Here is a 13,943-nt window from a genome sequence, read left to right on the forward strand (position 1 = left end):
ATGCGCTTCGGTCGGCATCCTCGGGCAAGAGAAATAGGGGCGCGCACATTACGGCGCCATTTCCGGTGCATGAAACTTTTGTAATGTTTGCGGGCGGCGGCCGCCATCAGTCCCGGTGCAAAATAGTGTCCAGCTCTGCCTGTTCCTCGGCGGTCAAAGTATTGGTTGCCGTCGAACGGCGCGACCGGGCAGTCAGCACGATGAAAATCCCACCGACAAGCAGCAGAAACACCGGCGTACCCCACAACAGCGCATTGCGCAGGCTGAAGCGCGGCTTCAACAGCACGAACTCGCCGTAGCGGGAAACGATATAGTCGATCACCTGCCGGTCGGTGTCGCCGGCGACGAGGCGCTGGCGAACCAGCACGCGCAGGTCGCGGGCAAGATCGGCATCGGATTCGTCGATCGACTGGTTCTGGCAAACCATGCAGCGCAGCTGCTCCGAAAGCGTCCGGGCCCGCGCCTCGAGCGCCGGGTCGGCCAGAACCTCGTCGGGCTTCACCGCAAGTGCGGCGCCGGCAAACAACAACGTCAGCAGCAGAATCAGCGAGGCCAGCGAAAATCTTGCGCTCATGGCAGGCTCGCGGAAGGCACGGCGCCTGCCGACTTGCGGCGGCGCGACGGTGCCCCGACGCGCAGCCGCCGGTCCATGAGCGACATCGCAGCACCTGCCATCATGACAAGGGCGCCGCCCCAGATCAGCGTCACCAGAGGCTTCCACCACAGCCGCACCACGACGGAGCCGTCGGTCGCCACGTCGCCAAGCGAGAGGTAGAGCTGGCTGAACCCGATCGTCTTGATACCGGACTCGGTCGTCGTCATCTGCCGGACGGGATAGGAGCGCTTGGACGAGGTGATTGCAGCGGCAATGCGTCCATCGGCGCCGAACAGGGCGAAGCGGCCGCGATCCTCGCTATAGTTGGGCCCGTGGGCCGGATAGAGCCCTTCGAAACGCAGCGTGTGGCCGGACAGTTGCACGGTCTCGCCTGCACGCATCGACAAGATCTTCTCGGTGCCGAAGCAAAGCGTGCCGACGATGCCCAGCGTCGTCAGCCCGAGGCCGAGATGGGCGAGCGCGGTGCCGAAGACCGAACGCGGCAGGCCGGCGAAGCGCCTGAGCATGGTGCTGGGCGCCACAGCGCCAAAGCCGGACTTGACGGCAATATCGGTGAGCGCGCCGCAGATCAGCCAGACGGCCAGGCCGACGCCAAGTGCTGCGAACACCGACGCGCCATCGATGAACAAGGCCGTCACCAGCACGGCCAGAAGCGCTGCGGCGAAGGCCGCCATCAGCCGCTGGGCGACAGCGAAAATGTCGCCGCGCTTCCAGGCCAGCAGCGGCCCGAACGGGACCACGACGAGAAGCGGCACCATCAGCGGGCCGAACGTCATGTTAAAGAACGGCGCGCCGACCGAAATTTTGTCGGCTGAAACGGCCTCGACGGCCAGCGGATATAGCGTGCCGATCAGCACGGTGGCGGTGGCCGTGGTCAGGAACAGATTGTTGAGGACCAGCGCCCCCTCGCGCGAGATCGGATGAAACAGGCCGCCGGCCGTCAACCTCGAGGCGCGAAAGGCGAACAACGCCAGTGATCCGCCGATGAACAGTGTCAAGATACAGAGAATGAACACGCCGCGCGTCGGATCTGTGGCGAAGGCGTGGACGGAAGTGAGCACGCCGGAGCGCACCAGGAAGGTGCCGAGCAGCGACAGCGAGAAGGTCAGGATCGCCAGCAACAGCGTCCAGATCTTCAAGGCCGAGCGCTTTTCCATGACGATCGCCGAATGGAGCAGCGCGGTGCCGGCCAGCCAAGGCATGAAGGAGGCGTTCTCGACCGGATCCCAGAACCAGAAACCGCCCCAGCCAAGCTCGTAATAGGCCCAGTAGGAACCCATGGCGATGCCGCCGGTCAGGAACATCCAGGCGACCAGCGTCCATGGCCGCACCCAGCGCGCCCAGGACGCGTCGATGCGGCCTTCGATGAGGGCGGCGACCGAGAAGGAAAAGCAGATCGAGAAGCCGACATAGCCGAGATAGAGCAGCGGCGGATGGATGGCGAGGCCGAGATCCTGCAGGATCGGGTTGAGATCGCGGCCCTCGATCGGCGCCGGATTGAGCCTGGCGAACGGGTTGGACGTCGCCAGGATGAACAGGAAAAAGGTGGCGCCGATCGCGCCTTGCACGGCCAGCACATTGGCTCGAAGGGTCGCGGGAAGATTGCTGCCGAAAGCAGCGACGAGCGCGCCGAAGAAGGTCAGGATCAACACCCAGAGCAGCATCGAGCCCTCGTGATTGCCCCAAGTGCCGGTGATCTTGTAGATCAGCGGCTGCAGCGAATGCGAGTTGTCCCAGACGTTGGCCACCGAAAAGTCGGACGTTGCATAGGCTATCGCCAGCGCCGCGAAGGAGAGAGCGGTCAAGGCAAAGCCGGTCACTGCGACCGGACCGCCGACGGCCATCAACTTCTGGTTGTTGATACGCGCGCCGAACAGCGGCACCAGCGCCTGCACCAAAGACAGCGCGAACGCCAGGACCAGCGCGAAATGTCCGGTTTCAACCAAGGCCGTTACTCACTCTTGCTCTCCTGCCACACGCCCTTGGACTTGAGGCTCTCGGCCACCTCCTTGGGCATGTAGTTCTCGTCGTGCTTGGCCAGCACGCTGTCGGCGACGAAGACGCCGTCCGGGCGAAACGTGCCTTCAGTGATGACGCCCTGCTCCTCGCGGAAAAGGTCGGGAAGAATGCCGGTGTAGGTGACCTTGACCTGCTTCTGGTTGTCGGTCACCGAAAAGGCGACGGTGGCCCCCTCACCGCGCTCGATCGTACCTTTTTCGACGAGGCCGCCGAGTCTGATACGCTGCCCGGGCTGCAGGCTGGCGTTGGTCAGATCGGCGGGCATGTAGAAGTAGGAGGCCTTCTGGCCGAGCGCGTAGAAGGTCAGACCGGTGGCGGCACCGAGAAATGCCAACCCTCCGGCGATCACCGACAGTCTTTTCTGCTTGCGCGTCATGTTTTACTCCGTCGCCGTCAGGCCAAGCGAGACGGCAAAGGCGGTGAATTTCTTCGCTTCCTCACTATCGGAGCCAAAAACGGCGATACCGCGATTGAGCGCATCGCGTGCCTGATCGGCCTTGCCCAGCACGACATAGGAACGAATAAGCTGCATCCATCCTTCCGCATCGCGCGGGTTTTGCCGAAGTCTTTCATCAAGTCCCGCGACCATGGTGTCGATCATCGCTTCCCTGTCCTGCGGCGACATCGACGAGGATGCATCGACATCCCCGGCGTCCGGGCCTTTTGCAGGCACTCCCGAAGCGACGCTCTGTCTGGCGGATTCGGCCAGTGCTTGCTCGACGGCGGCGCGCCAGGCTGAGTCCTGCGGCAAGGCCGCGAGCATTTTCTGCCAGCCAGCTGTCGCCTCCTCAATGCGGCCTTCCTGCGCCATGCCCATCGCCAGATAAAAGCTGGCCTTCGGATTTGCCGGATCGAGCTTCAGCGCCGCCTCGAAGGCGGCCTGAGCGTCGGCCGAGACAATACCGCCCGCTGCGCTGGCGATCGCCTCGCCGAGGCCGGCCTGGCGGGCAGCGCTGTCGCCGTCGAGGCGAATGGCGTTGCGGTACGCCGTCACCGCGTCGGAAAACCGCTGCATGCGCAGATAGACCGGCGCCAGAACGTCCCAACCCCTGCCGTCGGACGGATTGGCGGCAAGGTGGGCCTCGGCGCGTGCCACCAGTTCGTCCACCGAACTGTCGGCGGGATTCTTGGCCAGTCGCTCGCTGAGCGGCTGCGACGGCAGCTCGGGCGAGCCGAGCTGGCTGTACAAGCCCCAACTGACCAGCGGAACCGCCAGGACCGCGGCCGTCGCAACCAATCTGGTCGCCATCGACGGCTGCCGCGCCGCTGCCTTGTCGGCGGCATTGTCCAGGCGAAGGATGCGGCGGGCGATCTCCGCACGCGCCTCTTCGGCCTCCGCCGGCTGGATCAGGCCACGCGCCACGTCCCGGTCAAGCTCGGACAACTGGTCGCGATAGACTTCAAGGTCATGATCGCTGCTAGCCGAGCCACCCTTCGGGCCGCCGGCCAGCGGCAGCAGAACCGTCAGGCTTGCACCCAGCGTGAGAATGGCAGCTATGACCCAGAACAGCATGCTTCTTCCAATAACGGCAGAGCCCTGCCCTGCCAACACAGGCGTCCTGCGACGCTTTGACGGCAGATGCGTCGCTTGTCCTTGATTAATGTCAACCGGACCTAAAGCGCGTCGCGTTCGACCGGCCTCATGCGACGCGCTTCAGGCTGTTGTTTTCATGCATGTCGTTATCGCAAAACCGCTACACACTTTTACGCGACATGCATTGTCCGGCCGGTCGTTACGTCAGTGGCGTCCAGCTGCCATCGGCGTTGCGGCAAGCGGTTCCGCGCGCGGTGGCGCCGGCAGCGCCGGTAAAGACCGTATGCGTGTATTGCCGGCAGTCCTGCGAGCCGACACGATAGGGCTGGGCGGGCACGACTTCGCCGTAATGCGCCGACCGATCGCTCTTCCATGTCACCTTGTGGCCGCTCGCCGTGTACTCGAGCGCCCTGTATTCCGCTTCCAGCGCCTTTCGCTTTTCCGGATCGCTCAAGCCGGTACCGATGGATCCGCTGACGAGGCCGCCCCCCATGGCGGAAATGATCGTCGTCGCGATCTTGCCGTCACTTGGCGGCGTGGCGGCCGGCTGCGGCGCCACCGTGGGGCCAGAGCTCTTGCCCAGCGTCGTGCAGCCGGAAACGGCCAGCAGTGCGGAAACGAGCGCGACGCGAATCTTCATGCCAACAACCGGTTTTCTTGAGTTAGAGCTGGGCCGCGCCATCGGGGGAGTCGGCGTGGCCATAGTGTCGATGTGGCCGACGGCTCCGGGACCAGTCGACATGCCGCAATATCACGCACCGTCGATCAATGTCGACTGGCCCAGCAAAAGCATAAGTCTAGTGAAGGCTCCGCAATCGAACCACCGCCTTCAACCCGCCCATGCTCGACCGTTCCAGAGCCAGAACGCCTCCATACTCGTTGACCAGGTCGGCGACAATGGCAAGTCCAAGCCCGGTCCCCGGCTTTGTCTCGTCGAGCCGCCGTCCGCGCTTCAGCGCCTCGCGCGCCTTCTCTTCGGGAATGCCCGGGCCGTCATCTTCGATGCTGATCTCGAATAGATCGACAGCACCCTCCTTGCCGACGCCACTCTTCTTGCCGGAGATTGGCGCCACCGACACGGCGACAGCGCTCTTTGCCCATTTCATGGCGTTGTCGAGCAGATTGCCAAGCAATTCTTCCAAATCCTCGCGTTCGCCGGCAAAGACGATATCGACTGCCGGCAGCGAAAGCGAGAGAGCGGTCTGCGGGTTGAGTTTTTGCAGCACGCGCACCATGCGCTGGACCAGCGGCGCCACCGGCGTGCGGTAGACGACGCTGTCGCGTTGTGCCGCAACGCGGGCGCGCTGCAGATAATGGTCAACCTGCTTCTGCATAGAGGCGGCCTGCTCGGCTATGAGCTGGCCCTTGGCGCCGCCGAGCGCCCGCCCCTCATTGATCAGCACCGCCAGCGGCGTCTTCAGCGAATGGGCGAGGTTGCCGACCTGCGTCCGCGAGCGCTCGACAATACGCTTGTTGTTTTCGATCAGCGCGTTGGTCTCGTTGGCGAGCGGCTCGATCTCGGCCGGGAAGCGACCGTCGAGCCTTTGCGCGGTTCCTTCGCGCACCATGGCGAGAGCGTTCCTGACCCGGCGCAATGGCTGCAGGCCCAACAGGATCGCGATGGCGTTGATGGCGATCATGCCGACGCCGAACAGGGAAAGATAGGTCAGCAGGCGACGCTGGAAGGCGCCTATCTCCTGCTCGAGCTCGGTCTTGTTGCCCATGACACGGAAGCGCGCTGCGCGATTTTTCGCGTCGAGAACGAATTCGCTCTCGAACACTTCCAGTTCCTCGCCATCGATGCCTTCTGTCGCATAGCTGCGCTGGAAGCTGGCATTGAAAGGAACCTCGGCGACGCTTGGCGACAGGATCGCCTTGGTCATCGAGGAGGAGTGCAGCTCACCGCGCACGCCTTCCGACGCAGGCTCCACCGACCAGTACCAGCCGGAATTCGGCTCCGAGAACCGAAGATCGCCAAGGTCGGGAGCGCCGGTCAGCGAACCGCCTTCGGACACGCCGACCGAGCCGATCAGATTGAACAGATGCGCCGACAACAAGCTGTCGAAACCGCGCTCGCTCGCCTGGCGATAGAGGGTCGTGATCAGCGTGAAGATGACAATCAGAGTGAGTATCGCCCAGACCGTGGAAAAGGCGATCACCCGGAACGCCAGCGAACGCGGCCAGAACCGCAGTGAAAGCGGCGTTCTTGCAGTCTGTTTGAGCGGTTCCGCCTTACGCCTCCGGCTCACGCATTCGATAGCCCATGCCGCGAACGGTTTCTATCATGTCGATGCCCATCTTCTTGCGAAGCCGCCCGACAAAGACCTCGATTGTGTTGGAATCGCGGTCGAAATCCTGATCGTAGAGATGCTCGACCAACTCGGTCCGGGACACGACCTCGCCCATATGGTGCATCAAATAGGCAAGCAGGCGAAATTCGTGCGACGTCAACTTGAGCGGCACGCCGTCGACATCGGCCTTGGAGGCCTTGGTGTCGAGCCGCAGCGGCCCGCATGTCAGCTCGGACGACGCATGGCCGGCCGCGCGCCGGATGAGCGCCCGAACCCTGGCCAGCACCTCTTCGATGTGGAACGGCTTGGTGACATAATCGTCGGCGCCGGCGTCGATGCCGGATACCTTGTCGCTCCAGCGATCGCGCGCCGTCAGAATTAGGACCGGCATCTTGCGGCCGCCGCGCCGCCAGCGCTCGACCACGCTGATGCCGTCCATCTGCGGCAAGCCAATGTCGAGCACCACGGCATCATAGGGTTCGGTATCCCCGAGGAAATGCCCGTCCTCACCGTCGAAAGCCCGGTCGACGACATAGCCGGCATCGACCAGCGCGTCTGATATCTGCCGGTTGAGATCCTTGTCATCTTCGACAACGAGTACGCGCATGCGGGGATCATACCTGTTGAAGATCTGGCCTGTTGAAGAACTGCCCTGTTGAAGAGTTGCCCTGTTGAGAAGCTGGGCGTGAGATATAGGCCGATTCCAGCGCCTGGGAAACGGGAGGGATCAGTTCAGCGGAACGACGATCTCGGTGCGGCGCGGACGCTGCCCGTCCTTGCCCGGGACCAGCACGACGATGACGCAGACCGGCTGGCCACCGCGCGTCGACTGCGACGCCTTGGCCAGCGTGCCGCCATTCTGCTCGGCAACCTGCTGACCGATCGCGTAGCAGTCGGAGGAAGCCAGGATGATCGGCCGGTTCTGCTCGGGCACGACGACCGGCAGCGCCGTCGCCTGCGACGCAAACAGACCGGCAGCGCAGAGCGCCAATGTCGCGGTTCGGAAATGGGAGTGAAGCGTTTTCATGATCAGCGTCCTAACGCATCGGTGCTGAACGTGAAATGAACAGTGAACGCCTGCAACACATGCCTATCTCACCCCCTGAAACGCGAGACAACCAACCTTATGATTTTGGCCGCCCCAACCCGGCAAATTCATCCAAGCGCCAGTCTAGACTGTGTTGCAGCCAGATTGAAAGCGCGTCAGGCGTTTTCTTCCGTCACGGCGCGAAAGCGCAGCAGCCCGTGATAGGCTGAAAGGTCCTCGTCGTAACGGGCCTCGGTGAATTCGAGCCTGAGATTGATGCGGTGATGCTTGTCGAGCGCGAGCGCCGCATCCTGGAGGCGGGTGCTGACAAGGTCCATAACATCGAGCATTTCTTTCCTGGCCTCGGACTTCGACCAGAAATGCAGCGTGAAAAGCTGCTCTGCATCGTTCTCCATGCCGGTTGTCCAGTCGTAGACGCTGGTCCGGCCGTAGGTGACATAGGGGAATGGGACATTTTCCGGGGCATGATCGAACAGTTTTGCGCCGCCCAATGCCACTGACAGGGAACCATCACCGTTCAACGCTTCGAACAAGACCTTCTGCAGCGCGGCGGCCGGCGCGGTCATCGTCTTCTCCCTCGCCCGTCACGGCTGAACAGGCCTTCACCCCGACAGCGATTTCCCCTTGCAGCGTAGCCGCGTTGACGGTCTGGCGCCAGATCACTGGATTTCCAAGGTCCCGATCGCGCGGACGGTCGGGATCTATCGAAAATCGGCCGCTGTCAGCACATACATGCTCTTGCCGGTACGGGCATAAGCGTTCCTTGCGACGTCATGTATGGGACCGACGGCCGAATCGAAGGCGGCGAGATACGTGGCTTCGGCTGTCGCCGTCTCCGGCGGTGCCGTCGAGATGGCGTCTGCATGGACAAAGAAAGAAATCTGGGACATGCCGTCATAACCGACGAAGCGGATCCGTCGGCTCGCCTCGTCGTAGCTTCGGCTTAGATTTGGAAATGTCAGGCTCATGACTTGACCGCCGTTAAGCGGTTCCCGCCTTCTTGACTGCCGCCCGCTTTTTCTTGGGAGCGACGGGATTGAGGGCTTCCGCCGCACGGTCGGCCTCTTCCTTGGCCAGCCGCAGCGCCCGCAACCTTTCGGTCTTGATAGCCCTGGCTTTGGCCTCGGAAACATATTCGGCCGTAGCCTGGTTTCGCTCCGCAGTTTTCTTCTGCTTCTCCATGAAGCGCGCTTCAGCTTTTTCCATGATATTCTGATTGAGTTCCGCCATTGATAAAATCTCCTTTTCGCTGAGGTGATGAAAATTAGTTCCTCACCTAAAATAGGAACTCGGAACGGAAAAACCAATTTTCAAAAATGTTTTTGATTGATCAAATGTCTGAAAGACATCATGAAATAATACTAGAAATTGCATTCGCACCGACCCCAAATGCCGTACCGACTGCTCATATACCCCGCTCCAATCAGCGCTAGATCGGGAAACGGCCCGCGCCGGCCCCGCTGGCTTCAGGCTGACGGTTTCTTGCTTCGGCGGTCCAGCAAACTCGAGCTCACGCTGCGGACGAGGACGATCATGGCCTCCACCGCCTCCTCGTCCGACAGGCCCTGGTTCTCAACAAGCGATTGCCACGTCGCCAAGCAACGCGCCCAGATTGCCGCTCACCACATACCTGCGCCGCCCTCTTCCGTGCGCCGCGCTATGAATTCGTCAAGAACACCTGATGTGGCAGCGGCGGAAGCCGGCGGCCGAAAATCGGCCAGCAGCCGTTTCCAGATGCCGGTGGCGCGCTCCGTGGCGGTTCTTGACCCGGCCTGCGTCCAGTTGCCGAAATTCGACCAATCGGCGACCAGCGGCTCGTAGAAAGCGGTGCGGTAGCGCGCCATTGTGTGCCCGGCCGAAAAGAAATGCCCGCCCGGCTGCACTTCGGCGATAGCCTCGAAGCCGATCGCGGCCTCGTCTCCGGGCGTCGCCGCGCAGAGTTCGGCGACCGTCTGCAGTGCCTCGATATCGGTGATCAGCTTCTCGAACGAAACGCTCAAGCCGCCTTCGAGCCAGCCCGCGGCATGGATGCAGACCGTTGCACCCGCAAGCACCGAGCCCCACAGAGCGAACTGCGTTTCATGGGCAGCCTGCGCATCCGATATGTTGGCGGCGCTGCCGCCGCCGGACCGCCAGGGAAGGCCGGTGAGGCGCGCAAGCTGACCGGCGCCGAGCGTGGCCTTGACGTGCTCCGGCGTGCCGAACGCCGGCGCCCCCGACTTCATGTCGACATTGGAGGAGAACGAACCATAGACGACCGGCGCGCCCGGTCGCACATTCTGGGCCAGCGTCAGCCCGGCCAGCGCTTCGGCGTGCTGCAGCGTCAGTGCGCCGGCCACCGTGATCGGCGCCATGGCGCCGGCCAGGCAAAAGGGCGTGATGATCAACACCTGCCCCGCCTTGGCAAAGTCGACGATGCCTTGCGCCATCGGAGTGTCGAGCTGACGCGGCGAATTGGTGTTGATGACGGTGTAGCAATGAGCGCCCGAACGGAATTCGGCCTCGGACAGGCCGCGCGCCAGCCGCAGCATCTCGAAGCCGTCCTCGACCTGCGGCGTGCCGCGCGCGAAGACGAACGGTAACTTGTCGGAGAGCGTCAGTTGAGCCCGGTTGACGGCATAATGGCGGAAACGGTTGTCGATATCCTGCGGCTCAATGCAAGGTCCCAGCATGTGCAGCACGTCGAAATGCTGCACCAGGCGGATGAGATCCTCGAAAGCGGCAAGCGTTCCCGGCCGCCGGCCGCGCTCTAGATCGGCGACGTTCGGCGCCCCGGATCCCGCCAGGAACGTCATCGAGCCAAGCTCGAGCGTCAGGTCGCGGGCACGGTCACCAGCGTGCGCCCGGATCGATTTCGGCGCAGAGACCAGCGCCGCGTCGACAATGTCGCGGCCGATGCGCACCATTTGACTGTCTTCGTCGACCAGCGCACCGGCACGAGCAAGCATGGTGCGCGCCTCCGGCAGCAGCACCTTGACGCCCAGTTCCTCGAGCACGCGCAGCGCCGTGTCATGTATCGCGGCGACATGGTCGGCCGAAAAGATCGGCTGCGGCAGGAACGGGTTCTTCAGCGAACGATAGTCCGGCCGGCGGCGGGTCTCGCTGCCGGCCTCGCCGGTTCGTCCGCGCCGCCTGCGTTCGCGCCTGAGATCACGTGCGGCGTCATCGATCATGGCGGATACTCCTCATTGCCGTATTGCCCTGCCGTATTGCCCTGCCCTGGGGATCGTAGGGAGAAGCCGCGATGATGCGCGCCGGCCGCTCGGCCCAGTTCGTTGAGGCGGGCAGGGTACTTGCACTGTACATATGTGTCTAGTACGGTTGTATGCAGTTCCCCCTCATGCCTATTGTGCGGCCATGATCATGATTGCTCCGCAGCACGAGCCGGCGCCCGGCAACATCAAGGTGACGCGCTGGGACTGGATCAATCTTGCACTCCAGACATTGATTTCAGACGGCATCGAAAGCGTGCGCGTGCTGCCGCTCGGCCAGAAGCTCGGCGTTTCGCGCTCAAGCTTTTACTGGTATTTCGATAGCCGTCAGGATCTGCTCGACCAGTTGCTTGCCCATTGGCGGAACACCAACACCAGGGCGATCGTCGAACGCGCGCAGCGGCCAGCCGAAAGCATCATCATGGGCGTCATGAACGTGTTCGAATGCTGGGCGGACGAGCGCCTGTTCGATCCCAGGCTCGACTTCGCCATCCGGGAATGGGCGCGTCGTTCCGACGACGTGCGCCGGGCCATCGACCAAGCCGACAGGGACCGGCTAGGCGCGATCCGCGACATGTATCGCCGGCATGGCTACGACGAAGAGGATGCATTCATCCGCGCCCGTGTCCTTTATTACATGCAGATCGGTTATTATGTGCTCGACCTCAAGGAACCGGTCGAGGCGAGAGTCAGTCATCTCGCCGCCTATCTGCGCAGTTTCACCGGCCAGGAGCCAAGCGACGCCGAGGTGGCACATTTCATGCGCTTTATCGCGGCGCGGTAATTTGAAAGCGGATGCGAGGTGCCAAGGCGGTGGAGGTTGCAGGTCCCTACCCCTCGCATCGACAATCCGTGCCGCAAAAGTCCCCCTCGCCCTTGTGAGCGGGGCCAAAATGGACGAATAGTCTTGGCTGGCGCGCCGCCCTGAAATTGCCCGCATGCAGTTTCTCAGTGAGAGGCGTAGCCGCAGCCGGATCCTGGAATGGCCAGTCCTTTGAAACCACGCAGGAGAAGAGGTCCGATTGCCGCAAGACTGCTGGCAGCGGATGCGTGGTTCGATTCCTCGCTCTACGAGATCGGCTTCAAGACGCGCCGGTTCTGGGAAGCGGCCACGATTTTTTTCCGGCGCTTCCGCGTCTCCGGCTGGCGCCGCGGCATCATCGAACTGTTGAGCGAAGGTTTCACCCTCGGCGCCGGCGGCATCGTCGTCATGCTGGCGCTTGCCTTGCCGGCCTTCCAGGAAACCGCCGGCGACTGGCGTGCCCAAGGCGATTTCGCCATCACCTTCCTCGACCGCTACGGCAATGAAATCGGCCAGCGCGGCATCATCCAGCGCGATTCGGTGCCGGTCGACGAGATGCCCGACCAGGTCATCAAGGCGGTGCTGGCCACCGAGGATCGGCGTTTCTTCGATCACTACGGCATCGATGCGCTCGGCCTTTCGCGCGCGATCTTCGCGAATGTGCGGGCGAATTCCGTGGTGCAGGGCGGCTCGAGCATCACCCAGCAGCTGGCCAAGAACCTGTTCCTGACCAATGAACGGACGCTGGAGCGGAAGGTCAAGGAAGCCTTCCTGGCGCTGTGGCTCGAGGCCAATCTGTCGAAGAAGGAAATCCTGCAGCTCTATCTCGACCGCGTCTATATGGGCGGCGGCACGTTCGGCATCGAAGCGGCCGCCGATTTCTATTTCGGCAAAAGCGTCAAGGATGTGAACCTCGCCGAAGCGGCGATGCTGGCCGGCCTGTTCAAGGCACCGACCAAATACGCGCCGCACATCAACCTGCCTGCTGCCAGGGCGCGGGCCAATGTGGTGCTGTCGAATCTCGTCGAAGGCGGCTTCATGAGCGAGGGTCAGGTGCTGCAGGCGCGGCTGAATCCGGCTGAAATCGTCGACCGCGGCGAGCAGAAGAGCCCGGATTACTACCTCGACTGGGCATTCGAAGAGGTCAAGAAGATCGCCGCGAAGTCCGGCCAGCATTCGCTGGTCGCTCACACCACTTTCGACGCCAACATCCAGAAGGCGGCGGAAGAATCTATGGAATTCCATCTCCGCCAGTTCGGCAAGGAATACAACGTCACCGAAGGCGCCATGGTGGTCATCGAAACCAATGGTGCAGTCAGGGCGATCGTCGGCGGCCGCGACTACGGTGCCAGCCAGTTCAACCGCGCCACCAAGGCGCTACGCCAGAGCGGCTCATCGTTTAAACCCTACGTATACGCAACGGCGATGGAGCACGGCTTCACGCCGGACTCCGTCGTTTCCGGCGGGCCGATCTCCTGGGGTGCCTGGTCGCCGCACAATTACAATGACGGACGCGCCGGCAAGGTCACGCTGATCACGGCGATGGCCAAATCGGTCAACACCGTGCCGGTGCGGCTGGCCAAGAATCATCTCGGCATCAAGCCGATCAAGGCGATGGCGGAAGCCATGGGCGTCGAATCGCCGCTCGAATCGCACAAGACGATGGTGCTCGGCACATCGGGCATGACCGTGATGGACCAGGCGACAGGCTATAGCGTGTTTGCCCAGAACGGCTTCGTCGGCTCCCGGCATGGCATCACCCAACTCGTCACCCGTACCGGCGAGGTGGTTTACGATTTCGCCAAAGATGCGCCGCCGCCGCACCGTGTGCTCTCGGAACAGGCGCTGAAGTCTATGAACACCATGCTGGCGGCGGTGCCGGTGATGGGTACGGCGCGGCGCGCTGCTCTTCCCAATATCGTTTCGGCCGGCAAGACCGGCACCACGCAGTCTTATCGCGACGCCTGGTATGTCGGCTTCACCGGCAACTACACGGCTGCCGTGTGGCTCGGCAATGACGACTTCACCCCGACCAACAACATGACCGGCGGCTCGCTGCCGGCGATGGTTTGGCAGAGGCTGATGGTCTATGCGCACCAGAATATCGACCTCAGGCCGATCCCCGGTCTCGATCATCCCTTCGTAGACGAAGAAATCGCCGCCAAGGCCGAGGAAGCGGAAACGAAGAATGCCGAGCAGGCAGCGGCCGACGCTACCGCCGAGCGCCCGCCGGTGCTGTCCAGCCAAACAACGCGGGCGCTCAGGGACATCACAAGACTGTTCCAGTCAGCGCCCGTCCTACGGGCGCCTGCGACGCCGGAGACCCTGTCGGCGCTTTGACGCCGGCACGACGGGCCAGGCCATGCTCGCGCCGGCAATTCCACAGAGGTCCGCTTGCCATCGCCCCCTGCCCCGCGATAT

General features: G+C 62.9%; 14 protein-coding genes. 2 read left to right on the forward strand and 12 right to left on the reverse strand.

Annotation, left to right across the window (positions count from 1 at the left end):
- Nucleotides 1-106 precede the first annotated feature (106 nt).
- The 12 genes from AC0L3L_RS09325 to AC0L3L_RS09380 all read right to left on the reverse strand — a co-directional run bounded on the left by AC0L3L_RS09325 (nt 107) and on the right by AC0L3L_RS09380 (nt 10,681).
- Nucleotides 107-574, reverse strand: a complete 468-nt coding sequence (locus AC0L3L_RS09325; RefSeq protein ID WP_473489720.1) for a cytochrome c-type biogenesis protein — start codon at nt 572-574, stop codon at nt 107-109.
- Entirely contained in the window at nt 571-2,562 is a 1,992-nt protein-coding gene (locus tag AC0L3L_RS09330; RefSeq protein WP_473637346.1) for a heme lyase CcmF/NrfE family subunit, read from the reverse strand. Before AC0L3L_RS09330 ends, AC0L3L_RS09325 begins: the two co-directional genes overlap by 4 nt.
- A gap of 5 nt (nt 2,563-2,567) precedes the next feature.
- A complete protein-coding gene (ccmE, locus tag AC0L3L_RS09335; RefSeq protein WP_473489718.1) occupies nt 2,568-3,011 on the reverse strand; it encodes a cytochrome c maturation protein CcmE in 444 nt (147 codons plus the stop codon).
- Nucleotides 3,012-3,014: 3 nt separating this feature from the next.
- Nucleotides 3,015-4,148 carry a c-type cytochrome biogenesis protein CcmI gene (ccmI, locus tag AC0L3L_RS09340; RefSeq protein WP_473489717.1) on the reverse strand — a complete coding sequence of 378 codons (1,134 nt, stop codon included), beginning with the start codon at nt 4,146-4,148 and terminating at the stop codon, nt 3,015-3,017.
- 220 nt (nt 4,149-4,368) lie between these two features.
- Nucleotides 4,369-4,809 carry a hypothetical protein gene (locus AC0L3L_RS09345; RefSeq protein ID WP_473489716.1) on the reverse strand — a complete coding sequence of 147 codons (441 nt, stop codon included), beginning with the start codon at nt 4,807-4,809 and terminating at the stop codon, nt 4,369-4,371.
- Nucleotides 4,810-4,966: 157 nt separating this feature from the next.
- Nucleotides 4,967-6,418 carry an ATP-binding protein gene (locus tag AC0L3L_RS09350; protein ID WP_473637347.1) on the reverse strand — a complete coding sequence of 484 codons (1,452 nt, stop codon included), beginning with the start codon at nt 6,416-6,418 and terminating at the stop codon, nt 4,967-4,969.
- A complete protein-coding gene (locus AC0L3L_RS09355) occupies nt 6,402-7,067 on the reverse strand; it encodes a response regulator transcription factor (protein WP_473637348.1) in 666 nt (221 codons plus the stop codon). The genes AC0L3L_RS09350 and AC0L3L_RS09355 overlap by 17 nt, the downstream gene beginning before the upstream one ends.
- A gap of 120 nt (nt 7,068-7,187) precedes the next feature.
- Nucleotides 7,188-7,487, reverse strand: coding sequence for a hypothetical protein (locus AC0L3L_RS09360; RefSeq protein ID WP_473637349.1), 300 nt, complete (start codon nt 7,485-7,487; stop codon nt 7,188-7,190).
- Between the two features lie 176 nt (nt 7,488-7,663).
- The gene (locus AC0L3L_RS09365) at nt 7,664-8,074 is read right to left on the reverse strand and encodes a DUF3168 domain-containing protein (RefSeq protein WP_473529352.1); all 411 of its coding nucleotides are present in this window, start codon (nt 8,072-8,074) and stop codon (nt 7,664-7,666) included.
- 135 nt (nt 8,075-8,209) lie between these two features.
- The gene (locus AC0L3L_RS09370; RefSeq protein ID WP_473529353.1) at nt 8,210-8,476 is read right to left on the reverse strand and encodes a DUF1488 family protein; all 267 of its coding nucleotides are present in this window, start codon (nt 8,474-8,476) and stop codon (nt 8,210-8,212) included.
- A gap of 13 nt (nt 8,477-8,489) precedes the next feature.
- Nucleotides 8,490-8,738 (reverse strand): hypothetical protein, encoded by a 249-nt coding sequence (locus AC0L3L_RS09375; RefSeq protein WP_473637350.1) that lies wholly within the window; start codon nt 8,736-8,738, stop codon nt 8,490-8,492.
- A 389-nt stretch (nt 8,739-9,127) separates the two neighbouring features.
- Nucleotides 9,128-10,681: a trimethylamine methyltransferase family protein gene (locus AC0L3L_RS09380; protein ID WP_473637351.1), complete on the reverse strand. Its 1,554-nt coding sequence runs from the start codon at nt 10,679-10,681 to the stop codon at nt 9,128-9,130.
- Between the two features lie 184 nt (nt 10,682-10,865).
- Between AC0L3L_RS09380 and AC0L3L_RS09385 the strand changes: the two genes are divergently transcribed.
- Both AC0L3L_RS09385 and AC0L3L_RS09390 read left to right on the forward strand, forming a co-directional pair.
- Nucleotides 10,866-11,504, forward strand: a complete 639-nt coding sequence (locus tag AC0L3L_RS09385) for a TetR/AcrR family transcriptional regulator (protein ID WP_473637352.1) — start codon at nt 10,866-10,868, stop codon at nt 11,502-11,504.
- Between the two features lie 198 nt (nt 11,505-11,702).
- The gene (locus AC0L3L_RS09390) at nt 11,703-13,862 is read left to right on the forward strand and encodes a transglycosylase domain-containing protein (RefSeq protein WP_473637353.1); all 2,160 of its coding nucleotides are present in this window, start codon (nt 11,703-11,705) and stop codon (nt 13,860-13,862) included.
- Nucleotides 13,863-13,943: the final 81 nt, after the last annotated feature.

The sequence above is a fragment of the Mesorhizobium sp. WSM4849 genome (assembly GCF_055811385.1).